This is a genomic window from Sphaerospermopsis torques-reginae ITEP-024, from assembly GCF_019598945.1.
Taxonomy (GTDB): Bacteria; Cyanobacteriota; Cyanobacteriia; order Cyanobacteriales; family Nostocaceae; genus Sphaerospermopsis.
The window spans coordinates 3,869,817-3,895,869 of the sequence record NZ_CP080598.1 but is presented as its reverse complement, the minus strand read 5'-3'; the positions used below and the strand labels follow the sequence as shown (position 1 = coordinate 3,895,869).

Sequence of the window (26,053 nt, the reverse complement as noted above, 5' to 3'; positions counted from 1 at the left end):
CATTGTTTCATTTCAGATTTAAAACCTCTCCTTTCCAGGGAGGAGAGGTAATTTTCAATTGTTAATTGTTAATTGTCAATTGTTGATAGTATTCCCAGTCTGAGACTGGGAACGAGAAGAACGAGAAGAAAATAGGGTTTTATTCTTCGTCTAATTCCATATCCTCTTCTTCTTCATCTTCATTTGTTTTCGAGACAGAGTTAGCAGAAACAACCGCACCTTTATCTAGTTTTTCCCGCACTTGCTCTTTAATTTTTTCTGCAAAATCTGGTTTTTCTTCTAGGTATTTAATGGCGTTATCTCGACCTTGGGAAATGTTATCACCGTTGTAACTGTACCACGCACCTTTACGCAGTAAAATGCCGGTTTCTTCTGCTAAGTCCACTAAACAACCAAGGGTAGAAACTCCTTTACCAAAGATAATGTCAAATTCGGCAATTCTAAAGGGTGGTGCAACTTTATTTTTGGCAACTTTCACTTTTACTCTATTACCAAATTCATCAGAACCTTTTTTCAAAGTTTGAATTCTGCGAATATCTAGACGCACGGAAGCATAAAATTTCAACGCATTACCGCCCGTTGTGGTTTCTGGACTACCGTAGGTGACACCGATTTTTTGCCGTAATTGGTTAATAAATATAACTGTGCAACCAGATTTACCAATATTACCTGTAATTTTCCGTAAGGCTTGGCTCATCAATCGTGCTTGTAAACCTACGTGAGCATCACCCATATCACCTTCGATTTCCGCACGGGGTACTAGGGCGGCTACGGAGTCAATGACAACTATATCAACTGCGGCAGAACGTACTAACTGATCAACGATTTCTAAACCTGCTTCACCAGTATCCGGTTGGGAAACCAGTAAATTTTCAATATCTACACCTAGTGCAGCCGCATAGGTGGGATCTAATGCGTGTTCTGCATCTACGAAAGCAGCTATGCCGCCATTTTTTTGTATTTCTGCGATCGCATGAAGGGCTACTGTAGTTTTACCAGAACTTTCCGGTCCATAAATCTCAATTACCCTTCCCTTGGGTAAACCACCACCCAAAGCTAAATCCAGTGTTAGCGCCCCTGTGGAAATTGTTTCTACACGCATCCGGGTAGCATCACCCAAACGCATAATCGCCCCTTTGCCAAAGCTGCGCTCAATCTGGTTTAGTACCATATTCAGTGCTTTTTGCTTGCCAGTATCCGCTGTGTTGGTTGCCATTAGAGCCTCTAAATATAGGATTTAACAAAGTTGCGTTGGGTTCTTGATTAGAACAGATATACTATTTTAATCGGAAAAAGTGCAATTGGTAAGGTGTGGGAAAAAGTTTTTGATTAGGTGACAGGTGACAGGTGACAGGTGACAGGTGACAGTAGTTAGAAGTTAGAAGTTAGAAGTTAGAGGAGTTTCAGGAGTTAGGCGGTTAAATTTCTTTAATTGTGCCTCTTACCTTTTGCCTTTTGCCTTCTGTTCCCTGTTCCCTGTTCCCTGTTCCCTGTTCCCTATAACTTAATACTGTGGCACAGAAGGATCTACTTCCAAACTCCAAGCATTAATTCCACCTTTAACGTTAGTTCCCACTATACCCGCTTCTTTGAGAATAGCCAGAGCTTTGGCAGAACGTCCACCCATTTTACAATGGGCAATTAAACGGTGTCCGTTAAGTAATTCTTTTACCTGAGTAACACCATCACCATTTTCAATATCTGGTAATGGTACCAACACAGAACCAGGAATTTTCGCAATTTCATACTCGTGGGGATTACGTACATCCAACAGGACAAAATCCTGCGTCCCATTATCAATTAATGCTTTTAATTCCGTAACGGTCATTTCTTGAATGTCCATTTGTTGCTTCGCTTCTGCTGCTTTTGCTTGGGGAATACCACAAAATTCTTCGTAGTCAATCAGTTTTTCAATTACCGGACGGATGGGGTTAGGACGTAATTTCAACTCTCGGAATTTCATATCTAAGGCGTTGTACAACATTAACCGCCCACTGAGAGTAGTACCTTTACCAATAATAATTTTTACCGTTTCCGTCGCTTGGATCACGCCAATGATTCCCGGTAAAATTCCTAACACACCACCTTCTGCACAGGAAGGAACCATTCCTGGTGGTGGTGGTTCGGGATATAAATCACGATAGTTAGGACCACCTTCGTAGTTAAAGACGGTTGCTTGTCCTTCAAAACGGAAGATTGAACCGTAAACGTTAGGTTTGTTTAATAATACGCAAGCGTCGTTAACTAGATAGCGTGTGGGGAAGTTGTCAGTTCCATCAACGACGACATCATAAGGACGAATGATATCTAAAGCGTTTTCCGCACTGAGACGAGTTTCGTATAAGTCAACCTGACAATAGGGGTTAATTTCGTGAATGCGGTTTTTTGCGGATTCAATTTTCGGTTTACCTACCCAGGATGTACCGTGAATAACTTGACGTTGCAAGTTGGAAAAATCAACCACATCAAAGTCAACAATACCGATGCGGCCAATACCTGCGGCTGCTAAGTATAACAGCAATGGTGAACCGAGTCCACCAGTACCTATACATAATACACTGGCAGCTTTGAGGCGTTTTTGTCCTTCTAACCCGACTTCGGGCAAGATTAAATGACGGGAGTAGCGTTCGTAGTCGTCTTTAGTTAACTGGATGTCATCCAGATTAGGATTTAGCATAGTAAGAAAATGCAGAATCTCAGAGTAATAATACTAACTCAAAGTTGGTTCAGTTTATAGGTTCTATTTTTTTGGCTGGGGGAATTATATCACGTTGGGGGCTGGGAAGGGGCGATTGGCTTCGCCAGCGCCGTAGGCGATCGCACTTTTTGGCAGGAATGATTTTAGCTCACGCAGAGGCGCAGAGGCGCAGAGAGTAAAAGAGTGTTGATATGTCATTGATCTAAATTAAATTGCTGAATAATGGGTTATAAAATCACTATTTTCATCCTGTACATCCTAAAATCCTGGACATCCTGATTCAGACAATCTCTATTATTTCCTGTTGAAACTGATGACTATCATCCAAACAAAAACTATTTAATTCACCTGCTTTACCCTTGGTAACTGATACAATAATATAAGAATATTCTGCCCAAGCATAGATTCTATCCCACTCTGAAGGAATAGCAGGATAATCAGGATGGGAATGAAAAATACCAATAATATTTAAATTACGGTTTCTTGCTTCCTTTTGTATTTGTAACATGAAAAAAGGAGCGATCGCATATCTTTTTCTGCTACTATATTCTTCTTGAGTTTCTGGAAAATTAACCTTTTCCGTATTCCAGACATTTTCTGTAGGAATGACTTCTACTACTGTTTTAAATTCACTATTAATATCACCTAAAATTAGTCCACAACATTCATCAGGATAGCTTTTTTCAGCGTGGTTTTTAATGATTTCTAGATCATTATCTGACTCCTGACTCCTGACTCCTGACTCCTCGCTTTTAATGTCCTCCCGCACCTAAATATAATTCTCCCACTTTTGGATCATTTAATAATTCCCTACCAGGTCCAGACATTGCATCACGTCCTGATTCTAAAACATATCCTGTATCAGCCATTTCTAACGCTTTTCTAGCATTTTGTTCTACTAAAACTATCGCAGTACCAGCTTGATTAATTTGTTTGATTTGTTCAAATACCTGTGTTACCAAAATCGGAGATAAAGCCGCAGAAGGTTCATCTAATAATAATAAACTGGGTTCTAACATCAAAGCTTTACCCATCGCTAACATTTGTCTTTCTCCACCTGATAAAGTTCCTGCACGTTGACGACGGCGATCGCTCAATCTGGGAAACATTGCAAATATCTTATCTTTCAATGGTTTCAAGGGAACATTCCGTACAAAAGCCCCCATTTCTAAGTTTTCTTCTATTGTTAATGATGGAAAAACGTTAGCTATTTGGGGAACATAACACATTCCCTTTTTCACAATTTGATCTGATTTTAAACCATTAATCTTTTCCCCTTTAAAAGTAATAGTACCTGTGTGGGGTGTTAAAAGTCCAAAAATTGTTTTTGCTAAGGTAGATTTACCCGCACCATTAGGACCAATTACAGTTACTAATTCTCCTCGTTCAACTCGAAAATTAATACCCTGTAATATATCGACATCTTTAATATATCCAGCATGGACATTTTCAACTTCTAATAAATAGTTATTAGTCATAAGAAATAGGGAACAGGGAACAGGGAACAGGGAACAGGGAATAGGGAATAGGAAACAGAGAATAAGTAAACAGTAAAAATGATTTACTGTCACCTGTCACCTGTCACCTCTCCACCTATTCTGCAATTTTTTGCAAGTCGGGGCGTTCTTCTGGCAAAATTGCCCCTTCTACTGGGCAAACTTGTAAACAGATACCACAGTCGATACAGGTAGCAAAGTCTATCCAGTACCAATCTGTACCTTTGACGTTTTTACCAGGTCCTTCATGAATGCAAGCTACAGGACAAGCATTTACGCAGTCAGCAACGCCTTCACAAACTTCCGTTACTATTGTATGTGGCATTTTCTCGTTCCCCTCTCTTGATTGAATCAGCAGTTTCTAAGTTAACAATTTGTAATATTACCGCAAGTAATTAGCTTTCAGTCATTAGCTTTCAGTAATCAGCTTTTATTAATCAACAAATAACAAGAAAAGAACCGCAAAGGTAAAGATTAACATTAGCTGACGGCTGATAGCTGACTGCTACTTGTTAACGAACTGCTTCAATTGTGGGTCTACCATCGGAGTTAATCCAGGCGATTTGGGCAATAGAGCGATCGCGTGCATATTGGCGAATTTCTTCTGCATCCCTTCCCCCCAAGTCCATTTCTACCCGCACTAAATGGGCAGAATCTCGTAACTTTTGGGCATAAGCAAAAGCAGCAGCATCAGCATTTTGATCTTCTCGAACTACTAACCAGTTACTCGCGGGTATACTTTGCGGTAATTGCTGACTCGATGCTAAAATTTGGTATAAATCATCAATGCTTAATTCAAAACCAATCCCAGGAATATTTTGCCCTTGGGGATGATATAGCCCTAAAAGCCGGTCATAACGACCACCACGCCCTAAAACTAAAGCCTGACCTTCAGTATCACTAACTACTTCAAACACAATTCCTGTGTAGTAGTCAATAGTTTGAATCAAACTGAGATCCAAAATCAAAGAAAATTTACCTTCTGATTCTAGTAATTCTACCAGGGATTTCAGGTTATTTACCGCTGCTTGTTGGTCCGCATCCAAATCTAAACTGCTGACTTTTTGCAGCACATCAGCACTTTTACCGCGTAAATCTAACATGATTCTAGCGCGTTGGAGCAATTCTTCACTCAGAGGTAAAGTATCGAGAGTCACACGATCCAAATTTGCGATCGCATTTCTCACTTCACTTCTGATATTAGCGGGAAAAGCATCCAGCAGAGATTTAGTAATTCCCGCTTCACCTAAAATTAAATGCCATCCGCGCAAATCTAAAGCTTCTAAACAATTGGCTACCAACAAAAGCACTTCTGCATTTGCCAGTAAACCGCCCGCACCCAGCAACTCCACCCCAGCTTGAAAATACTCCTGTTGCTGGTTATGGCGCTTTTCCCAGTTACGGCGAAATACATTAGCATTGTAATACAACCGTTGGGGATAGCTTGCTTCAGCCATGCGAGTAACCACAGTCCGAGCTATAGAAGCGGTGAGTTCTGGACGCAAACCCAATTCTTCATCTTGCCCATTTTGTAATTGTATGACCTTATGGCGCTGAATTGCTTCACCTGCCATCAGCGTATCCATCCGTTCCAACGTTGAGGTGATAATCCTGTGATATCCCCAACGATGAAAAACCTGTTGTAATCTATCTTCAATCCAGCGTTTTTGCGCCACATCCAAGGGTAATAAATCCCTAGCTCCCGCTGCTGGTTGATACACCATTATTTTTTCTTCCCACCAAACAAACCACCAAATAAACCACCATTTCCAGACTTATCGGGTTGGGTATCTCCATTATTGGCAGGTTTCCTTCCCTGATTAGTACCAGATTGATTTCCTAAAACTTTATCAAGTTTAGGCTTCCATTCCAAAGCTAATTTTTCATTTGGATCTAATTTCAGTGCATTTTCAAAGTAAATCTTAGCCATTTTTAGCTGATTTTGCCGTAAATATATCATTGCCATCCAGCTATGACAGTGACTATTTTTAGGAGCAAGCTTCAAAGCATCTTGTATTTCTAATTTTGCTTGGACAAACTGATTATTTTCAATAAAAGTTTGAGCGCGTCGCAGATACTGTTCTACCACCGCATCTGTTTTTGGTGTAGGAGGAGGTGGTAGGGGTGGGCGTGGAGTGCTAGAAGTACCAGAGGCTTTAATAGATTGGGGCGTAGTCATTAACCGTCCTGCACGCCGCATCAGGTAAACTAAATTCAATTCGCTAACTTGGGCAATGATTTGGGGAGTTTGCAGCAAATCAACAAATTGAGTTTCGGCAATTTTAGCCAATTCCTGTTTATACAATAGTTCAATATTGGGAGCGATCGCTAATTGCTTGGCTGCCTCTGTAGTCAGTACCACCTCTACTGGTTCTTGTGCCAGACGCTTGCCAATTTGCGACAAAATTAAAGTATATTCGGCTCTATTGCGTTCTAATGACAGTTTTTCATAAGCAGGATTAACCAGTTTAGATAATAATTCAGTGGCTATCTCTTTTTCATGACTTTTGATCACAGCAGCACTATCTGGGTGCAAGCGACGGGCGATTTTGAGATAGCGTTTACGTACTTCCCCAGCACTCGCATCAACTGGAATACACAAAACTGCGTGATGATCTACAAAATCATATTTGAATAATCCGCCATCTATTTTAAAAGACATATAGAAATGTTGCACCCAAGCAGCAATTTTTTTAAGTTTACCCAGTCTGTAATCTTGAGTTAACAGTTATTACCAATTTTCCCATATTACCAAGTTGACAAAGGCTGAACTTGCATAAGTTCCTGACTGAGATTGTTATGAATAGAACCATTAGTAGCCAGGATTCTGCCAGAATCAATTTGTAAATCTCCACCATTATAAGCGGTAACTTTACCACCTGCTTCCTGAACTAAAATTATACCAGCTGCAATATCCCAAGGTGCAATACCTCTTTCCCAATAGCCATCAACACGACCACAGGCCACATAAGCTAAATCTAGAGCAGCAGAACCGCCCCGCCTTACACCTTGGGTCAGATGGGTAAGATGACAAAATTCTGCATAGTTATTATCCTTGGTTTCCCTACGATCATAAGCAAAGCCTGTTACCAACAAACTTTTACTCAGTTCAGAAGTTTGAGAAACCTTAATCGGTCGGCGGTTGCGTGTTGCACCTAAACCAGCAGCAGCCCGGAATAATTCATTATGGAAAGGATCATAAATTACACCGACTTTTGGCACTCCCTGAATAAACAAACCAATGGAAACAGCAAAACAGGGATATTGATGGGCGTAGTTAGTTGTACCATCTAGAGGATCAATAGCCCAGAGATATTCACTGGTTTGATTTCCCAATTTTCCTGATTCTTCCGCGAGAATAGAATGTTGGGGAAAGTGACGGTTGATAATTTCCAAAATCACTTTTTCAGAAGCTTTATCAGCAGCGGTAACTAAATCACCAGGTCTGCCTTTTTCGGTAGTCGCGTCTTCTACTTTACCTAAATAATCTTGCAAAATTACACCAGCAAATAAGGCAGCTTCGGTAGCGATATCGAGAAAAATTTGTAAGTTAGTCATGAGAAGGAGATCAAGAAGTCAGGAGTTTTTTTATTTTGGATTTTGGATTTTGGATTTTGGATTTTGTTAACTCCAATCTAAAATCTAAAATCTAAAATCTAAAATTTTTTTCACCAATCACCAATCACCTATTCATCCTCCGATACTCACCAGGAGTTTGACGCATGGGGTTTTCTGGGTTCCAGATACCTTGTCCCATCAATCTTGCCCAATGTTGGGCATTTTCTAGGCGTTCATCGTATTTGTGATTTGGCGATCGCCCTATAAATAGAGCATACCCTTGTTTGAGGACTTGTTCATTCAAAAACACCTGATCTTTCCACACATAAGCCAAGGTTCGCCCAAATTTGTCTTTGGTTTCTAGATCAAACTCTAGTTTGATAGTTTTTTCAGGTTGTTCAGGTTGTTCAGGTTGTTCAGTTTTTCCAGTTTTTTCACTATCACCAATTAAGTTTTCTAGTAGTGCTTTAGCATCCTCTCCCCACGGACGCTGACGTAAATCAGGCGCATCTAAACCAATTAAGCGGACTTGGGAAGTGATATTTGGTTGTTCTCCCAACCCCAGCACTTCTAAAGTTTGTCCGCTGACAACCCGCGCTAATTTTACCTCAGTGATGATATTTGCTGGCTGATTTTTGCCTTGACAACTGACCAACAACAACAAACAAGATAAAATTGCTACTTTTTGCGCCCACATACCCAAACAAGATACTAAAGCAGCAATTTTAGCCTGTAAGTAGCTGCACCTTGGGACAATCTTCATTGTTTATTATTTGCCTCTAATCTTCATCTAAGGGTAAACCCGCTTTAACTTTGCCCTTACCAAAAAAGCGCCCAAACTGAAGTTCATAAACTTCGTCTTCGTCTTGTGTTTCTACTTCTAAATCCGAACGGGCATAACTCACACACAACAAAGCGTAACCTTGACGGCGTAAATCTGGGGATAATCCAATAGCTTCTGGTTGGTAAATTTCTCCTGAGATTACCCTGACAGCGCAGGTTGTACAAGCCCCGTTACGGCAAGAAAAGGGCAGTTCTATGCCATGATTTTCCCCTGTATGCAGGATATAACGGTCTTCTGGAACTTGCAGGGTGTGTGATGCGCCTGTTTGGCGGTTGTGAACTTTGACTGTGTGGGTCTGAACCATCTTGATTTTTGCTAAAGAATGTGAGATTGTAGATTTATTGTAAAAATCTTTGATCTAATCATTGCATTTTTTACAGTTTTGGTTTAGAATAAAAATTCATGACACCTGGAGAGGTGGCCGAGTGGTTTAAGGCGCAGACCTGGAAAGTCTGTTTGGGGGAAACTTCAACGAGGGTTCGAATCCCTCCTTCTCCGTTTTTTTTCAAGATTATTTGGCAGCACCAGGGCGATCGCCTTGCTGCCTTGCTGAAATCTTTCCCAAGCCTGTTTTAAATGTGTAGGGGCTGGATTTTTAGCATCATAACTAATAACTAATGACCAATGTACCAATGACCAATGAATTTAAGTATATTATTTTTCATAAACCCTATGGTGTCCTGAGTCAATTTACCGAAGAATCTCCGCAACACATTACATTGAAAAACTACATTGATGTACCTGATGTTTATCCTGTGGGGCGTTTAGACTGGGACAGTGAAGGTTTATTGTTGTTAACTAATGATGGACCGTTACAGCATCGTCTTTCTCACCCCCGGTTTGGGCATAAACGCACCTACTGGGTGCAGGTAGAACGTATCCCAGATCAAGAAGCTATCAACAAATTATGTACAGGGGTAGAAATTCAAAATTACCGGACTCGTCCTGCCCAAGTTAAGCTATTTTCAGAAGAACCTATAGTGAGTGAGCGCAACCCCCCGATTAGATTTAGGAAAAATATTCCTACAGCTTGGCTGGAAATGACTCTCACAGAAGGGAAAAACCGCCAGGTGCGACGCATGACTGCTGCTGTAGGATTTCCCACTTTAAGATTAATCAGGGTCAGTATTGGTCAATTACAATTAAATGGTTTACAACTAAGTGAATGGCGCAACCTCACACCCTCAGAAATCCAAGGTTTGAAAAAGTCACGAATTTAACTAATTAGGGTTTGCTGAAAAAGTCTTTTCGTTAGGAGTCAAGGAGTCAGGAGTCAGGAGTCAGGAGGAGGTTTGAAAATTTCTTTACTATCTCTAGAAATCCAAAAAAATGCACACTTTTTCAGGTATACCCTTGAAAACCCTTGCACTTTTTTCCTCTTTATCAGCCTGTAACCTTTGTTCTATCTGGGTTTTACATTTATTCAGCAAGCCCTATTTAGGGCTAGTAACTGTAACTAATTAGGGTTCAGTGTGCTGTAAGCATAAAAGTTTAGATGATCGGGAAATCAGCTAAAATGGCAAAATGTCATGAAAAACCCATCATCCAAATATAACTATAATTTTAAGGTTATCCCCATTCTGAACACGATCGCACTAAGTGAAATGTTTTAGCGGGGGGAATGAAGTTAAAAATAAGTAGGTTAAAAATAACGGGGAAACTAACGTGAGTTCTGGATTTGATTACGATTTAGTGATTATTGGCGCGGGTGTAGGTGGTCATGGTGCTGCTCTACACGCCGCTCATTATGGTTTGAAAACGGCGATTATTGAAGCTGGAGATATGGGAGGGACCTGTGTTAACCGGGGTTGTATTCCTTCCAAAGCTTTGTTAGCTGCTTCCGGTAAGGTGCGGGAGTTACGTAACGCTCACCATCTCAAGTCTTTGGGAATTGAAATTGGTGGTGTATCATTCGAGCGAGAGGCGATCGCTAATCATGCTAATAATCTTGTCTCGAAAATTCAAGGTGACTTAACCAACAGTCTCAAACGTTTGGGAGTCGATATTATCCGGGGTTGGGGAAAAATCGCTGGTTCACAAAAAGTCAGTGTGATGACGGATAGTGGTGACAAAACTATCACGGCGCAAAATATCATTCTTTCTCCTGGTTCTGTTCCTTTTGTTCCTCCCGGAATAGAAATAGATGGTAAAACAGTCTTTACCAGTGACCAAGGTGTAAAGTTAGAATCTTTACCTCAGTGGATAGCTATTATTGGTAGTGGTTACATCGGTTTAGAATTTTCTGATGTTTACACTGCTTTGGGTTGTGAAGTTACCATGATTGAAGCCCTGGATGTATTAATGCCAGGATTTGATCGGGATATTGCTAAACTGGCAGAACGGGTTTTAATTACTCCCCGTGATATTGAAACCAAAGTGGGAATATACGCAAAAAGGGTAATTCCTGGTTCTCCTGTTGTCATTGAGTTAGCAGACTTCCAAACAAAAGAAGATTTAGAAGTTTTAGAAGTTGATGCTTGTTTAGTAGCTACAGGTCGCATCCCCGCTACTAAAAATCTCGGTTTAGAGTCTGTGGGTGTAGAACTGGATAAACGGAATTTTATCCCTGTGAATGATAGTATGGAAGTGCTTTCATCTGGTGAATTAGTTCCTAACCTCTATGCCATTGGTGATGCTAACGGTAAAATGATGTTGGCTCATGCCGCTTCGGCTCAAGGTATCATTGCTGTAGAAAATATCCTGGGTAAAAACAAAACAGTAGACTATCGCAGCATTCCCGCAGCAGCTTTTACCCATCCAGAAGTGAGTTATGTGGGTTTAACAGAAACAGCAGCCCAAGAATTAGGTTTAGCAGAAGGTTTTGAAATTGGTACTGCTAAGAGTTACTTTAAGGGTAATTCTAAAGCTTTGGCAGAAAACGAAGCCGATGGCATTGCTAAAGTAATTTATCGTTCAGATACAGGCGAAGTTTTAGGTGTGCATATTTTCGGCGCACACGCTTCTGATTTAATTCATGAAGCATCAGCCGCAGTTGCAAACCGTCAATCTGTAAAAGATTTGGCTTATTTGGTTCACGCCCATCCTACACTATCAGAAGTGTTAGATGAAGCCTACAAACGAGCGATCGCTAGTTAGGTAATGGGTCATTGGTAATGGGTAATGGGTAATTGGTAAGAATAAGCTTTTGCCTTTTGCCTTTTGCCTTTTGCCTTTTGCCTTTTGCCTTTTGCCTTTTGCCTATTCCCTGTTCCCTATCCCCTACAGTAATGCAAATTCGTCGTCGTTCCCCAAGTCCAGCTATTGATGTCTCTATTGTTCGCTACCAAGCAGTATTAGAGGATGCTGAACCAAATAATGTTCTTGAAGAAATTGTTTGGTATAAAGAAACAGAAGTTGAACAAATGCGGGAAAAATTGCCGTTAAAAGAACTGCAAAAAAAAGCCCTTTCTGCACCTCCTACCCGTGATTTTGTCGCTGCGTTGCGTCAAGGGAAAACTAAACCCGCACTGATCGCCGAAGTTAAAAAAGCATCACCAAGTAAGGGAGTGCTACGGGCAGATTTTGACCCGGTAGAAATAGCTAAAGCTTATGAAGAAGGTGGTGCAAGTTGTCTTTCTGTTCTCACCGATAAAAGGTTTTTTCAAGGTGGTTTTGAAAACTTATCTCTAGTCCGTGCTGCCGTAGATTTGCCATTGTTATGTAAGGAATTTATCATTTATCCTTATCAAATGTATTTGGCGCGAGTGAATGGCGCAGATGCAGTTTTATTGATAGCCGCAATTCTCAGTGATCAAGATTTACAGTATTTCGTTAAAATTGCTAATGGACTAAAAATGGCGGCTTTGATTGAAGTCCATAGTTTAGAAGAACTTGACCGAGTTTTGGCTTTAGATGGTATTTCTTTAGTTGGTATCAATAATCGCAACTTAGAAGATTTTTCTGTTGATTTGCAAACTACTTGTCAATTACTGAAAGACAGAGGTAGTCAATTACAAGAAAGAAATATTTTAGTAGTAAGTGAATCAGGACTACATACACCAGAAGATTTAAGTATAGTAGAAACAGCCGGTGCATCAGCTGTACTGGTTGGTGAGTATTTGGTAAAACAACCAGATCCCAAACTAGCAATTAATCAGCTTTTTAGTAAATAAGACTGGGGACTGGTAACTGGTGACTGGGGATACAATTTTGGATTTTGGATTTTGGATTTTGGATTGTATTTCATGAATCCAATCTAAAATCTAAAATCTAAAATCTAAAATTCTCCTGACTCCTGCCTCCTGTTCACTGGTATAAAATCTTAAATTGGTAATCTCATATAAATTTCATGGAGCAACTTCCTTTACCTGCGCCTATCCACTACGAACTTATACTGCAACTGTTAGAAAAGCAAACAATGGGTGCTGTAAATAACAATAAGGATTTACGGCACGAAGTTAATCAGCTAATTATTACCCTGAGAAAAGCTGCGGCACAACAAAAGCGATTAGAGGAAATTTGTCAAGCTTCCTCTTTAGCGGTGGATCACCGGTGGTCACTTAATCATCTGGGTGGAAAAGTGGTTTCCGATCAAAAATAAAGAGGAAAGGTGAAAAGGAAAGCCGAATGCTGACCTTTTTGCCTTTAATTTTTAAGTTTATGCCTAGAGTAGATGTGACTCTCTCAGGTACTATAATCTTCTGATGACAGACTGATTGAATTTGTAGATGAATATCTAAAATTTGCCATCAGAATTAAATCATCCTCAAAGGATTTTGAATCTTATTGGATTGGGATAGAGATAATGGACGATAAGCTAATGTTGATGATTCCTGGACCTACTCCGGTTCCAGAAGCTGCTTTACTAGCTTTGGCTAAACACCCCATTGGACACCGTACCAGTGAATTTAGTAACATGATGGGGGAGGTGACAGAAAATCTGAAATGGCTGCACCAAACCCAAAATGATGTACTGATGCTGAATGTTAGCGGTACTGGTGCGGTAGAAGCGGGAATGATTAATTTTCTGTCTCCTGGCGATCGCATTTTGGTCGGTTCTAATGGTAAGTTTGGTGAACGTTGGGTAGAAGTCGGTCAAGCTTTTGGTTTAAATGTGGAAGCTGTCACCGCAGAATGGGGACAACCTTTAGACCCTGCTAAGTTTGGAGAAATTTTACAAGCTGACACCAACAAGGAAATTAAAGCTGTCATTATCACCCACAGCGAAACTTCCACAGGTGTAATTAATGATTTGGCAGCTATCAACAGTCATGTAAAAGCACATGGGGAAGCTTTAATCATTGTTGATGCTGTAACTAGCTTGGGTGCTTACAATGTTGCGGTTGATGCTTTGGGTTTGGATGTAGTTGCTTCCGGTTCTCAAAAAGGCTATATGATACCCCCCGGTTTAGGATTTGTGTCTGTAAGTCCTAAAGCTTGGGAAGCTTACAAAACTGCGAAGTTGCCAAAATATTATTTAGATTTAGGTAAATATCGCAAATCTACAGCTAAAAATACAACTCCTTTTACTCCCCCAGTGAACTTAATTGTGGCACTACACACCACCTTGGGGATGATGAAAAAAGAGGGTTTAGAGTCAATTTTTGCCCGTCATGAACGCCAAAAAAATGCGACTCGTGCAGCGATGAAAGCTTTAAATTTACCATTGTTTGCAGCGGATGAATGCGCTAGTCCAGCTATTACCGCTGTATCAGTACCGGGAATGGAAGCGGATAAAATTCGGTCTTTGATGAAAAAGCGGTTTGATATTGCTTTAGCTGGTGGTCAAGACCATCTGAGTAATAAAATTTTCCGTATTGGTCACTTAGGATTTGTGAGCGATCGCGATATTCTCAGTTGTATCGCATCATTAGAAATTGTACTGGCAGAAGTTGGGTATGAAAACTTTACCCCTGGTGCTGGTATCGCTGCTGCTGCTAAGGTTTTTGGATAAGGTCAGTGACTGGGGACTGGGGACTGGGTTATCAACTTCCTCCTGCCCTCTGCCCTCTGCCTCCTGCCTTCTGACTCCTGCCTCCTGACTCCTGACTTCTAACAATAAAAGGGCAAGTGATTTGATCAACTTGCCCTTTTAATTTGGATGTCAATAATTCAAAATTCTCAGCATCAATTTTTCGATCTATCAAACTTTGCCCAGGGCAGAGTTGACTTGACATACCTTATTTCTCCTGAATTAGCTCAACCGTTTCATATTGAATTTGCATACAGTTAGCCGCCAGAATATTGACCAGAATAGTTACCAGCAATGGATTTTCTAGTATTCCATTGCTTACCTATGCAGTCTCCAACCAATCATAAATTTGTTCTAACTGCTCTAGGGTAATCAACCCATACTGCCACAGGATCATGGTTAAAGAGCCTGTATCCTGCTCCCGATGACGCAAAGCCACAGACAGAGAAGCGGCTGAGATCGCCAAATCTTCTTGGAGAAAATTAATCAAACGAGAATATCTTGATTGTGCCATTTGTATCTCACCTCCTTGAGTAGAGTGTATTATCATATATCCTTTCCTCTTTTCTCAGTGATCTAAAGCCAGTATTTTATGTGTCACTGTGCTATGACTGAATAAATCCTCAAACACTTTCACCATCCAAAATCCAAAATCCAAAATCCAAAATCCAAAATCCAAAATCCAAAATCCAAAATCCAAAATCCAAAATCCAAAATCGTATAACTTTCGTACTGCTTGTTTCCCCCAATCTCAAGTAACAGGAACTATAAGTTAAATTGGCTTGATTCTCTTGAGTTTTTTGTGCTTAATGTAATTACATCTGAAGTATCCAAGATTCCATAGCCTATAGTCCTCTATTGATTACTATTTACACTTATGTCAAAAGAAGGATTTTTCCAGTGAAACTTTGAAGTCGGGTTTTTCATTGGGGAAAAGCGAGATCCGATGTTATGATAACTGCTGCTAAATATTAACCTCTATATTTTACGGAATAGTTTTTTTACCAAAATATCTTCATACAAAATTGACAGATTCCTCATAGGTGACTGGTGACTGGTGACTGGGGACTGGTGACTGGGAAGAATAACTAATGACTAATAACTTGGGTTGAAAAATTCAATTTTTACTTTGTCACCTACCTGTAAACCTAATTCTGTAGCTCGTTTGGATCTCAGTTCAATTACTTGGTCTATTGGTACGTTAGGACCATAGGTGGGACAAGGTTCACTTTTACAGGGGGGTGCAGCGGTCTCAATGTACTTGATTACTCCATCCTGAAGAAAGACCATATCTAAAGATACGGGGACATTCAACATCCAAAAACTGACTGGTTGGGCTGAGGGAAATACAAATAACATTCCCCTGTCATCGGGTAAAGCTGGTCTATACATCAACCCCATAGCCTGTTGTTCTGGTGTTTTTGCGACTTCTAGGTTAATTTTTGTGCCGTTGGGAATGGTAGCTTGAGCAGAGATTGGCAAATTTTGACCTTTAGGGGTTTGTAATTGGACTTGAGAGGTTGATGTAGTAGTGGGTTCGGCGGTGGTTGGGGGTGAACAGCCAATGAGTAAAACACTCAGGAGTAGATACAATACAGTTTGCCGACGCAACATAAGCTGTTGAAAATTTAAGTTTCTAAATGGACTATTGCTTTTATCATAAGTTCCCTAACTAGGCTTTGCTGTTCGCGTAGCGTGCCGTTAGGTATAAAAGTCTTTTCGTGGGGCAGGCAAAAGGAAAGGTGAACAATGGCAAAATAAAGAGCTATTCACTTAATAATGTGGTTTTTTTTATTTAGATTTCGATTTTACAGAAATTTATGCAAAATAGCCCGCTATTGGCAATTATTTTTTTTCAGGAGATTTTTCTGTGATGTGGCCACAAGTTAGATCCCCCCAACCCCCCTTAGAAAGGGGGGCTAATCAGGGGTTTTGCTGACTACTGACTACTGACTAAAAAGGTCTATATTCAATGGAGAAGTAAAGACCATTTTCTTGTAAGGTATTACCGGTTCTATCAACGCTGACTAAGGGAATACCCCAGTCAAATCGAGCGTTAAAATTTTGACTTACTAATAAACGCAAACCTACACCGACTCATGAAAGCGATCGCCAAATCCTAAAAGATTGGCGAACAATTAAGCTGTTACGCAGCTAAATTGTATAATCCTAATATTCTTAGCTCTTGTGGAACAGGCATCTTGCCTGTTAAACTTATGCAAATTAAATGCACAACAGCTTATCAATTTTTATCTCAGGTTATTTTCCTGTAAGGGCGAAGCATTCGGAGGAACAATTATCAATTTTTGTCCCTGGTTATTTTCCGAATGCTTCGCCCCTACTGACTCCTGCTGTATGTTGATCTATTCAGGTTTTGCGAAAATAGTCAGTAATACTGGACCTAATAAATAATAATGACCTAAACACAATAAACCAGCATCAGATCCTAGTTTTTCACGTTGTTCTTGATGATAAAATTTAACTCCAACCGGAGAATTTACCATTAATTGAAAAGGGGATTTATGAGCAGTTATATCAACTAAATAAAAGCGTCCACCGGGAACAAGTACCCTGGCAATTTCACTTAAAACTTGTTCTGGTTGAGGATAATGTAAAAAACTGATAGTGTTAAAAATTGCATCAAATTGACCTTCAGCAAAAGGAAGTGATTCCGCATTCCCTTCAATATAAATTAAGCGTGGACGGTGCTGATTACTTTGTCTGGCAACCCGCAACATTTGGGGAGATAAATCTAAACCAGTACCGCGTAAGTCAGGAAATTGACTGGCTAATCTATTTAATAAGCGTCCAGTTCCACAACCTAAATCTAAAACATTGGCATTTGCTGGGATTTCGATATGGGAAATTAATCTTTTATGAATAGCTTGGTAAATAAAAGAAGGAAAAGTCCAATCGTAACTTGATGCCCAACGATCAAATAGTTGTTTTTTACTATTGATAAAATTATTCATAGATAACTAATTTAGATAGGGAATAGGGAAGAAAGAATATAAGAGGATGTTTTAAAAGTCGACAGAAGGAGAAACAAAAAAAAAAAGAACCCCCAAAAACCCCCAAGAAAAGGGGGACAAAGACACAAGAACCCCCCAAAAAAAGGGGGGAAAGGGGGGAACAGGGGGGAGCCAAAAAACACGAACCAAAACAAAACAAACACCCACAAAAAGAAAAACAAAACAAAACCTTTGCCATTTTCCCGTAGGTTGGGTTGAACGAAGTGAAACCCAACGTAAACTCAACGTATTTGTTGGGTTTCGTTCCTCAACCCAACCTACAAATCAAGATATTTTTGATTTTGGCGAAGGTATTGCTATTGTAATTGTAATTTGCATAATCACGAAAGCGGCGAAAATACCCAACTTTTCCCAGAAGTCAGGTATCTTGTTGAATTACGGATCAAAAAGTGGCTACAAGTTCTTTTAATCTTTCATTTCCGTCCCGAAATACTGACCACCCATCACCGACTAAAACAGCTTGCACTTTTGTTAATGTAGCTAATCTGTGAACGGAAGCAATAGCTTGTTTTCGATTTAACAGCTTGTCATCGGATAAAATAGTTAAAGTACCTGCTGAACGCGATCGCACTAAATCACCGATAATCAAAGTGGTGTCCTCTAGTAGTAAAGCTAGTTCACCGGGAGTTTTTGAACCTTGAAGTTCCATGACTTTCATTCCTGGGACAAATTCTTCACCATCACTCAACCAGCGATCGCACGCTATTGGGAAATTTTCCTTTTCAGCTATCGGTGCTGCAATTTTCGCATAAGTTTGACTAGCAATTTCCTTAGCTGCTCGCAGATGATCCGAGTTTGTCAGGATAATCCAAACCACACCACCGAGAGATTCCAGATGATGCCAATCATGATTTGATAAAGCTACTGGATCAATTAATATATTACCCTCTGGACGAATCCAGGCGAACCCATTGAAATCAATATTTCTTGTCGGGTTAAAACAAGACCAGGTATATAAATCGGTACGGTGCAAAGATTTCATGATGATTCTGACTTGAGAACCTGCGATAGTTTGTGTCAATTAGGTAACATCAATAATAATCTATAATAATCTATCATTGATACTCACCTAATTGCGAAAATTTTGCAATTTCTCTTTTCACAACCACCAGTAACAGAACTTGATCATCTCCGGGCTGGAAACCCAGAGATTGTCAAGCTACGAAAAACTAAACGGGACGATAAACGCGATAGTTGATGCTGGGGAAAATATTATCCATTAATTCCACTTTTTCCAACCAACCACTATCAACTTTACCGACTTTTACATCTTCATAGAGTTTATTAAATCTCATTAAGTGCGATCGTGTTCTTCTCACAGCATAAGGGACCATTGTTCCCGTCCGCATAATAAACGCCCAGTCAGAAGATTGAGCTAACAACAACTCCCGCGCTGCTTGGTTTAAAGCTTTCCATTGCAACTCATCCTCTGGTTCTAACTGGGAAATTTCAATCATCCGTTCCGCAGCTTTATGTAAATGCGGGTAAATCCAAGCATTAGTGTCATTTAACCAATATTCATGGAAACCCTTATAACCCCAACTGGACTGAGAAGGACGACAGACTTGTTGATTTGGGTTAGCTCGTAAATAATCAGCTAAATGGGTCATTTCATAAGTTCCCTGATCGTACCATGACTTACGGAACAGGTAATCAATAAACCAAGGACCTTCATACCACCAATGACCGAACAACTCCGCATCATAGGGAGAAACAATAATCGGAGGCCGTCCCATGATCCCGTGTAAATGTTCAGCTTGTCTTTCTCGATTATACATGAAGTTAGCAGCGTGTTCTGCGGATTTTTCCCTTGCCCAGTAAGGATCATATAAAGCCTTATCAGAAAGACCTAAACCACGTCCGGTAATTTTATGATATTTAATCCCCGTATTTTTACGCTGTCCATTGGGCATGATATAAGGTTTGATGTACTCATATTCTGCTTCCCAACCCAAATCTTTATAAAACTCCCGATATTCAGCAGCACCGGGATAACCCACTTCTGAAGACCATACTTGTTGAGAAGATTCATGGTCACGACCAAAAGCAGCAACACCTGTTTCTGTAAAAATTGGCGCGTAAGTACCAAATCTGGGACGGGGACGAGCGTATAAAATCCCATGTCCATCGGTGAGGAAATAACGCAAACCAGCATCCGCCAGCATCCGTTCCAAACCTTCATAGTAAGCACATTCAGGCAACCAAATACCTCTAGGCGCTTGACCAAAAGTTTCTGCGTAATGTTCACAAGCCACCTGAAGTTGCGCCCATACAGCTTGGGGATACATCTTCATTAAGGGTAAATACCCATGAGTAGCACCGCAAGTAATTATTTCTAGGTTGTTGCTATCTTGATATTGTTTAAAAGCTGTTACTAAATCACCCTTGTATTTTTCCCAAACCTGACGAGCTTCATTAAACTCAGCGGCGTAATGTTCAGCCAAATAACGCATATGTCCATTATGGATATTGCGTTCCGCTTCCAATTCTATCAGTTCTTCTAATTTGGCTAAATGTTCATCATAGCGTTCTTGCAACAGAGGATCACGCAGCATAGACACGAGAGGCGGTGTCATACTCATCGTGATTTTAAAGTCGATGCCGTCTCGCTTTAATCCTTCAAATACTTTCAATAAAGGAATGTAAGTTTCTGTGATAGCTTCATAGAGCCATTCCTCTTCTAGCACATAGTCACTTTCCGGGTGACGAACGAAGGGTAAATGTGCATGAAGTACAAGTGCGACGTAGCCTATAGCCATAATAGTTTTGGGGTGGTTTGTAAATTGAAGGTCGAGAGTTTGGCAGAAATTAACAATATTTTAAGACGATATCGGGATCGTGAAGGAAGTTTTATCAGTCAAGGGTAACAACTGAATTTGAAAACCAAATATCCAACCGCAGATAGTTGTTTTCTAGCAATCCTAAGCAACTATCCTGATTTATACTATTAGCGTTGATTTACATATCATACAAAAATAAACCTGTCAATAATATATATCACTAAAAAGAATATATTTTTTTGAATTTAAATCAATTCTGATTAATTTAATAAATACATAAACTTTACATAAACCACAAGCAACCAAGAAATGTTACTCTTTGTTAAGAACATTAATTAAGTTTCAAAATTTACTCGTAAACCACCGCAGAAAATGAGAAAAATTAACGTTTAGTTATATTATCGGTGAATAGATGAGTAAATTTGCTACCCAGCCCACTGGTTGGCAAGATGCAAATGTTAAATCTGAAACATCGGTTTCTCTGATTAATGTTGTTGAAGCTTTTGCAAAAAAAAGGACTGTTCAAATAGATCCAATTTCTACAAGAACAGAACTTTTTGATATTCGATATTGACCAAATTACAAAAATCAGAAAAAGGCCAGTTGAAATGACTCCACAAAGCATATTACCAACCCCAGAGATTGCAGATAACGTATTAGTAGATAAAGAAAAAATTGAAAATTCCCTACAAACTGACACCATTAAATTCACACATGGAGAAAAGTATCTCACATCTCAGTGGTATAAAGGGTCTGGGGAAATAGCACATAAAAAAGATGGTCGTTCCTTTGAAGTTGCTGCTACCTTCACATTAACAGCAGAAGTCAAAGTAGTAGAAGGAATTTTTCAGTTAGAAAACGAGATTTTAGCTAACATATATAATAGTCGTGGTCGCTGTGTAGCAGTCATAGACCAGACAGTTAACGAGTTGTATGGTGAGCAAGTTAGAAAATATTTTGATGCTCATGAAATACCATTGGAAATGATGGTATGTCGCGCATGGGAAGCAGACAAAACCCCAGAAACAGTACATAAGATATTAGGGTTTTTAGGAAAAGACGGTTGCGATGTTTCACGCAACGAACCTGTATTAATTATAGGTGGTGGTGTGTTAAGCGATGTTGCGGGTTTAGCTTGTGCCTTACAACATCGTCGAACACCTTATATTATGGTGGGAACAACAGTAGTAGCAGCTATTGACGCAGGTCCTTCACCCCGCACTTGTACCAACGGTAAACAGTTCAAAAATAGTATTGGTGCATATCATCCCCCCGTACTAACCTTAGTAGATCGGAGTTTTTTCCGCACCTTAGCAACTGGACATATTCGTAATGGGATGGCAGAAATTATTAAAATGGCCATTACCGATGATGCGGTATTGTTTGAGATGTTGGAGAAATACGGACCGCGTTTGATAGAGACACATTTTGCGACTGTAGACGCAGATGAAGAGTTAGCAGAAATAGCAGACGAGATTATTTACCGTGCGTTGTTCTCTTACATGAAACATGAGGGAACAAATATGTTTGAAGCATATCAAGATCGTCCCCATGCTTATGGGCATACATGGAGTCCTCGGTTTGAACCAGCGGTGAAGATGATGCACGGACACGCGGTGACAACTGGAATGGCCTTTGGTGCGACATTAGCGGTAGAGATGAACTGGTTAGAACCGGAACACCGCGATCGCATTATTGCATTATGTCAGTCTTTGGGTTTAACAGTGTATCATCCCATTTTGGAAGACATGGAGATCATGATCGAAGGTCAGAAAAATATGCGTCGGAAGCGTGGAGATGGTGGACTTTGGGCCCCTGTTCCCAGAGGTGGGATAGGTGCGTGTGACTATATTCAAGAAGTTGAACCAGAATTATTGGAAGCAGCAGTAAAAGCGCATAAAGCTGTTTGTAGTAATTTAGCAAATCACGGTGCTGGTGTGGAAATGTATTTGAAAGATTTGGGTTTGGAATAATAGTAATTAGCTATCAGCTATCAGTTATCAGCTATCATTTTGAAACGTCCAAAATCTAAAATTTGCTGATGGGGTTTTCGTTGGTAGCATGACTTTTTTAAATTTCACGCAGAGACGCAGAGAACGGAGAGAAAAGAGAAGGTTAATTTTTTAATTTTTGCTCTTGTTTTTTGAGTTTTCTGTTCTCTATGTGATGAAATGTCGGAATCTAAAATCCAAAATCTAAAATCTAAAACAGAATGACTGAAACACTAACAAAAATCAACAAACCTAGACCTGTTACCCCTTTGGGTATTTTGGTGGAAGAACTAGAAAGAACATTGAAAATAGCGAAACAAGAAAATGTTTCTGTTGAACTTGCGAACTCTTTAGAAAAGGTGTATGAATTAGCAGCAGGAATAGATCCATATTTGGAAGATAATACTACAAAAGAATCTCCAGAATTAGCAGCACTAGCGAAAAAAACTGCTGAAGAAGATTGGAGTAAGAGATTTAGTAATGGTGAAACAGTCCGTCAGTTAGAAAAGGAAATGTTATCTGGTCATATTGAAGGACAGACATTAAAAATGTTTGTTTCTATGACTAAAGCGAAACGCATTTTAGAAATAGGAATGTTTACCGGATATTCTGCATTAGCAATGGCAGAAGCATTACCGGCAGATGGTGATATAATTGCCTGTGAAGTAGATGAATATGTTTCAGAATTTGCGAAGAAATGTTTTGAAAAATCAGAACATGGTAAAAAAATTAAAGTGATAACAGCACCTGCAATAGAAACATTAAAAAACCTGATAGCATCAGGAGAAACATTTGATTTAGTATTCATAGATGCTGACAAACCGGGATATGTTGATTACTTCAAACTGTTAATAGAAACCAACCTATTAGCAGAGGATGGATTTATATGTGTAGATAACACCTTATTACAAGGACAACCATATTTACCCAAAGAAAAAAGAACAGAAAACGGAGAAGCAATAGCGAAATTTAATCAAACAGTCACCCAAGATCCGAGAGTAGAAAAAGTCATCTTACCATTAAGAGACGGTTTAACAATCATCAAAAGAAAATAGAAAATTGAATATTCAAATCCCCGAATTATCAGAAAAAATCATCATAAAATAAGATAACTAAACAAAGAAGTCGGGGATCTTAAACCCAAACAGAAAAACCCTCTTAAACCTCTTACCTTCGCTTGCTTCGTGGTTCAATCAAAAAAAGACAGAAACACCAAACAGAAAAACCCTCTTAAACCTCTTACCTTAGCGTCCTTTGTGGTTCAATAAAAAACATGAAAAAAATAAAATCCATATTTCAAAACATAGGAACATTACTATTATTACTACTAATGTTCCCCATCAACCTCACCCTAGTCATCACCGCATTTATTACCAACCTTATCACCCTACCATTTCAAAAAAAAATCACCTGTGAAAACCCCAAAAAAATCCTATTAACAGGTGGTAAAATGACAAAATCATTACAACTTGCGAGGTCATTTCATCGCGCAGGACATCAAGTATTTATGGTAGAAACCCATAAATATTGGTTATCAGGACATCAATTTTCTAACGCAGTTAAAAACTTCTTCACAGTACCCGCACCGGAAAAAGATCCAGAAGCATATTGTCAAAGTTTATTAGAAATAGTAAAACGAGAAAAAATAGATGTATTTATTCCCGTTTCCAGTCCCGTTGCAAGTTATTATGACTCCTTAGCAAAACCAATATTATCACCTTATTGTGAAGTATTTCATTTTGATCCAGAAATGACAAAAACCCTAGATGATAAATTTAGTTTATGTGAACAAGCGCGAGTTTTAGGTTTAACTGCACCCAAGGTATTTTTAATAACTTCCCCTGAAGAAATTATCAACTTTGGTTTTTCCCAAGAACAAAATCCTTACATTATTAAGAGTATTCAATATGATTCTGTGACTCGTTTAGATATGACGAAATTTCCCTTTGAAGGAATGGAAGAATATGTAAAAAAATTGCCTATTAGTAAAGAAAGACCTTGGGTAATGCAGGAATTTATTAAAGGTCAAGAATATTGTACCCATAGTACAGTCAGAGATGGAGAAATTCGTTTACATTGCTGTTCTCAATCTTCACCTTTCCAGGTAAATTATGAACAGGTTGACAACCCAGAAATATTTAATTGGGTGCAAAAATTTGTCAAAGAATTAAATTTAACTGGACAAATTTCTTTTGATTTTATACAAACCGCAGATGGCAAAGTTTACCCCATTGAATGTAACCCTAGAACTCATACTGCAATTACAATGTTTTATGATCATCCAGGGTTAGCGGATGCTTATTTAAAACCTGGTAAAAATCAACCTCATATAGAACCTTTACCAAGCAGTAAACCAACTTATTGGTTATATCATGAATTGTGGAGATTAACAGGAATTAGGTCTTTTAGTGATTTAACAAACTGGTTAAATAAAGTGATTAAAGGTAAGGATTCAATGTTAGATAAAGATGATCCTTTACCGTTTTTGATGGTGCATCATTGGCAAATTGTTTTGTTATTGTTGCAAAATATGGTAAAATTAAAAGGATGGGTAAGAATAGATTTCAATATTGGGAAATTGGTTGAAATTGGTGGAGATTAAATAATTCGTAATTCGTAATTTGAAAACTTCGGAAATTTAGAACTTCTCAAAAAATATGTCAAAACTCAATCTTTTGTATTTAACAGGTTCAGGAGAAAGTGATTTTTTCTGTAATTTATCACGACTTTATGCTCAAGATTCAATTCAGGCGATCGCCAATAACCCAAACTATGATATTCTGATTGCATATGTCACACCGGATGGTAACTGGAAATTTCCCAACTCCTTGAGTTTTGAAGATATTGCAGACAGTCAACCCGTATCCTTACCGGATGCGATCGCATTAGTAATAACAAAAAATATTGATGTAGTCATACCCCAGATGTTTTGTATACCGGGAATGACTCATTACCGCGCTTTATTTGATGTCTTGAAAATTCCCTACATAGGTAACACCCCGGAAGTAATGGCCATAACAGCGAATAAAGCAAAAGCTAAAGCCATTGTAGCAGCAGCAGGGGTGAAAGTTCCTCACGGTGAAGTTTTGCGTCTTGGAGACATTCCCACCATTGCACCCAAAGCGGTAGTAAAACCCGCAACCTCAGATAACTCATTAGGAGTGAGTTTAGTAAAAGACATTCAAGAATACGAAACCGCATTAAAGGAAGCATTCAAATATGCAGAACAAGTGATAGTAGAAGAATATATAGAATTAGGTCGAGAAGTGAGATGTGGGATAATAGAAAAAGAGGGAGAATTAATAGGTTTACCCCTAGAAGAATATTTAGTAGACTCCAAAAATAAACCCGTGAGAGACTATGCTGATAAACTGAAATTAGGGGATGATGGTAACTTACATTTAACAGCGAAAGATGGTATAAAAGCATGGATTTTAGATACAAAAGATCCGATCACAGAAAAAGTGCAAGCAGCAGCAAAAAAATGTCATCAAGCATTAGGATGTCGCCATTATAGCTTATTTGATTTTCGCATAGATCCAAATGGAGAACCTTACTTTTTAGAAGCTGGTTTATATTGTTCATTTTCTCCTAAAAGCGTCATTCCTTGTATGGCCAAAAATGCAGGAATTTCTCTAGATGAGTTATTAGAAATAGCAATAAAAGAAACATTAAAATGAGGAGTCAGGTGACAGGTGACAGGATAGAGAGATAGAAAAAAGTCTAACAAACCCTAAAAAACC

27 protein-coding genes and 1 tRNA gene are annotated in these 26,053 nt (G+C 39.2%); 12 read left to right on the top strand and 16 right to left on the bottom strand.

The window, feature by feature from the left end; all coding sequences use genetic code 11:
• Positions 1-139: 139 nt before the first annotated feature.
• Complete coding sequence (recA, locus tag K2F26_RS18145) at positions 140-1,216, bottom strand: recombinase RecA (RefSeq protein WP_194055302.1); 1,077 nt, start codon at positions 1,214-1,216, stop codon at positions 140-142.
• A gap of 288 nt (positions 1,217-1,504) precedes the next feature.
• On the bottom strand, positions 1,505-2,677 hold the full coding sequence (gene moeB / locus K2F26_RS18140) for a molybdopterin-synthase adenylyltransferase MoeB (protein ID WP_220608912.1): 1,173 nt from the start codon (positions 2,675-2,677) through the stop codon (positions 1,505-1,507).
• Between the two features lie 44 nt (positions 2,678-2,721).
• On the opposite strand from moeB, the gene K2F26_RS18135 reads away from it, so the two are divergent.
• A complete protein-coding gene (locus K2F26_RS18135) occupies positions 2,722-2,877 on the top strand; it encodes a hypothetical protein (RefSeq protein WP_220608911.1) in 156 nt (51 codons plus the stop codon).
• Between the two features lie 101 nt (positions 2,878-2,978).
• On the opposite strand, the gene K2F26_RS18130 is transcribed toward K2F26_RS18135, so the two are convergent.
• The 8 genes from K2F26_RS18130 to K2F26_RS18095 form a co-directional block, all read right to left on the bottom strand.
• Positions 2,979-3,467 (bottom strand): M67 family metallopeptidase, encoded by a 489-nt coding sequence (locus K2F26_RS18130; protein WP_246605411.1) that lies wholly within the window; start codon positions 3,465-3,467, stop codon positions 2,979-2,981.
• Positions 3,451-4,176 carry an ABC transporter ATP-binding protein gene (locus K2F26_RS18125; protein WP_220608910.1) on the bottom strand — a complete coding sequence of 242 codons (726 nt, stop codon included), beginning with the start codon at positions 4,174-4,176 and terminating at the stop codon, positions 3,451-3,453. Before K2F26_RS18125 ends, K2F26_RS18130 begins: the two co-directional genes overlap by 17 nt.
• Positions 4,177-4,291: 115 nt before the next feature.
• A complete protein-coding gene (locus tag K2F26_RS18120) occupies positions 4,292-4,519 on the bottom strand; it encodes a ferredoxin family protein (RefSeq protein ID WP_220608909.1) in 228 nt (75 codons plus the stop codon).
• Positions 4,520-4,706: 187 nt separating this feature from the next.
• Positions 4,707-5,918, bottom strand: coding sequence for an ATP phosphoribosyltransferase regulatory subunit (locus K2F26_RS18115; protein ID WP_220608908.1), 1,212 nt, complete (start codon positions 5,916-5,918; stop codon positions 4,707-4,709).
• Positions 5,918-6,856, bottom strand: coding sequence for a J domain-containing protein (locus K2F26_RS18110; protein WP_220608907.1), 939 nt, complete (start codon positions 6,854-6,856; stop codon positions 5,918-5,920). Before K2F26_RS18110 ends, K2F26_RS18115 begins: the two co-directional genes overlap by 1 nt.
• Before the next feature lie 86 nt (positions 6,857-6,942).
• Positions 6,943-7,752, bottom strand: a complete 810-nt coding sequence (locus tag K2F26_RS18105; protein WP_220608906.1) for an inositol monophosphatase family protein — start codon at positions 7,750-7,752, stop codon at positions 6,943-6,945.
• 124 nt (positions 7,753-7,876) lie between these two features.
• The gene (locus K2F26_RS18100; protein WP_220608905.1) at positions 7,877-8,515 is read right to left on the bottom strand and encodes a thermonuclease family protein; all 639 of its coding nucleotides are present in this window, start codon (positions 8,513-8,515) and stop codon (positions 7,877-7,879) included.
• Between the two features lie 16 nt (positions 8,516-8,531).
• Complete coding sequence (locus K2F26_RS18095) at positions 8,532-8,900, bottom strand: 2Fe-2S iron-sulfur cluster-binding protein (protein WP_194059825.1); 369 nt, start codon at positions 8,898-8,900, stop codon at positions 8,532-8,534.
• 107 nt (positions 8,901-9,007) lie between these two features.
• On the opposite strand from K2F26_RS18095, the gene K2F26_RS18090 reads away from it, so the two are divergent.
• The 6 genes from K2F26_RS18090 to K2F26_RS18065 all read left to right on the top strand — a co-directional run bounded on the left by K2F26_RS18090 (position 9,008) and on the right by K2F26_RS18065 (position 14,489).
• A tRNA-Ser gene (locus K2F26_RS18090) sits at positions 9,008-9,094 on the top strand.
• Between the two features lie 134 nt (positions 9,095-9,228).
• Positions 9,229-9,816: an rRNA large subunit pseudouridine synthase E gene (locus tag K2F26_RS18085; protein WP_220611936.1), complete on the top strand. Its 588-nt coding sequence runs from the start codon at positions 9,229-9,231 to the stop codon at positions 9,814-9,816.
• A 445-nt stretch (positions 9,817-10,261) separates the two neighbouring features.
• Positions 10,262-11,692, top strand: coding sequence for a dihydrolipoyl dehydrogenase (gene lpdA / locus K2F26_RS18080; RefSeq protein ID WP_220608904.1), 1,431 nt, complete (start codon positions 10,262-10,264; stop codon positions 11,690-11,692).
• A 131-nt stretch (positions 11,693-11,823) separates the two neighbouring features.
• Positions 11,824-12,708 (top strand): indole-3-glycerol phosphate synthase TrpC, encoded by an 885-nt coding sequence (gene trpC, locus K2F26_RS18075; RefSeq protein ID WP_220608903.1) that lies wholly within the window; start codon positions 11,824-11,826, stop codon positions 12,706-12,708.
• A 176-nt stretch (positions 12,709-12,884) separates the two neighbouring features.
• A complete protein-coding gene (locus K2F26_RS18070; protein ID WP_220608902.1) occupies positions 12,885-13,136 on the top strand; it encodes a DUF5340 domain-containing protein in 252 nt (83 codons plus the stop codon).
• 204 nt (positions 13,137-13,340) lie between these two features.
• Positions 13,341-14,489 carry a pyridoxal-phosphate-dependent aminotransferase family protein gene (locus K2F26_RS18065; protein WP_220608901.1) on the top strand — a complete coding sequence of 383 codons (1,149 nt, stop codon included), beginning with the start codon at positions 13,341-13,343 and terminating at the stop codon, positions 14,487-14,489.
• Between the two features lie 340 nt (positions 14,490-14,829).
• On the opposite strand, the gene K2F26_RS18060 is transcribed toward K2F26_RS18065, so the two are convergent.
• The 6 genes from K2F26_RS18060 to K2F26_RS18040 all read right to left on the bottom strand — a co-directional run bounded on the left by K2F26_RS18060 (position 14,830) and on the right by K2F26_RS18040 (position 20,298).
• Positions 14,830-15,057, bottom strand: coding sequence for a DUF2949 domain-containing protein (locus K2F26_RS18060; RefSeq protein ID WP_096566475.1), 228 nt, complete (start codon positions 15,055-15,057; stop codon positions 14,830-14,832).
• 545 nt (positions 15,058-15,602) lie between these two features.
• Complete coding sequence (locus K2F26_RS18055; RefSeq protein WP_096566477.1) at positions 15,603-16,121, bottom strand: DUF192 domain-containing protein; 519 nt, start codon at positions 16,119-16,121, stop codon at positions 15,603-15,605.
• Between the two features lie 339 nt (positions 16,122-16,460).
• Positions 16,461-16,592 carry a hypothetical protein gene (locus K2F26_RS24935; protein ID WP_367890309.1) on the bottom strand — a complete coding sequence of 44 codons (132 nt, stop codon included), beginning with the start codon at positions 16,590-16,592 and terminating at the stop codon, positions 16,461-16,463.
• A gap of 278 nt (positions 16,593-16,870) precedes the next feature.
• Positions 16,871-17,479, bottom strand: coding sequence for a class I SAM-dependent methyltransferase (locus tag K2F26_RS18050; protein ID WP_220608900.1), 609 nt, complete (start codon positions 17,477-17,479; stop codon positions 16,871-16,873).
• 442 nt (positions 17,480-17,921) lie between these two features.
• Complete coding sequence (locus tag K2F26_RS18045; RefSeq protein WP_220611935.1) at positions 17,922-18,521, bottom strand: MBL fold metallo-hydrolase; 600 nt, start codon at positions 18,519-18,521, stop codon at positions 17,922-17,924.
• Between the two features lie 187 nt (positions 18,522-18,708).
• On the bottom strand, positions 18,709-20,298 hold the full coding sequence (locus K2F26_RS18040) for a glycoside hydrolase family 57 protein (protein ID WP_220608899.1): 1,590 nt from the start codon (positions 20,296-20,298) through the stop codon (positions 18,709-18,711).
• 433 nt (positions 20,299-20,731) lie between these two features.
• Between K2F26_RS18040 and K2F26_RS18035 the strand changes: the two genes are divergently transcribed.
• The 5 genes from K2F26_RS18035 (at position 20,732) to K2F26_RS18015 (ending at position 25,990) form a co-directional block, all read left to right on the top strand.
• Positions 20,732-20,893: a hypothetical protein gene (locus K2F26_RS18035; RefSeq protein WP_220608898.1), complete on the top strand. Its 162-nt coding sequence runs from the start codon at positions 20,732-20,734 to the stop codon at positions 20,891-20,893.
• A gap of 34 nt (positions 20,894-20,927) precedes the next feature.
• The gene (locus K2F26_RS18030) at positions 20,928-22,292 is read left to right on the top strand and encodes a sedoheptulose 7-phosphate cyclase (protein ID WP_220608897.1); all 1,365 of its coding nucleotides are present in this window, start codon (positions 20,928-20,930) and stop codon (positions 22,290-22,292) included.
• Positions 22,293-22,531: 239 nt separating this feature from the next.
• Positions 22,532-23,365, top strand: a complete 834-nt coding sequence (locus tag K2F26_RS18025) for an O-methyltransferase (RefSeq protein WP_220608896.1) — start codon at positions 22,532-22,534, stop codon at positions 23,363-23,365.
• 218 nt (positions 23,366-23,583) lie between these two features.
• Entirely contained in the window at positions 23,584-24,912 is a 1,329-nt protein-coding gene (locus tag K2F26_RS18020; RefSeq protein WP_220608895.1) for an ATP-grasp domain-containing protein, read from the top strand.
• 55 nt (positions 24,913-24,967) lie between these two features.
• Positions 24,968-25,990: a D-alanine--D-alanine ligase family protein gene (locus K2F26_RS18015; RefSeq protein WP_220608894.1), complete on the top strand. Its 1,023-nt coding sequence runs from the start codon at positions 24,968-24,970 to the stop codon at positions 25,988-25,990.
• Positions 25,991-26,053: the final 63 nt, after the last annotated feature.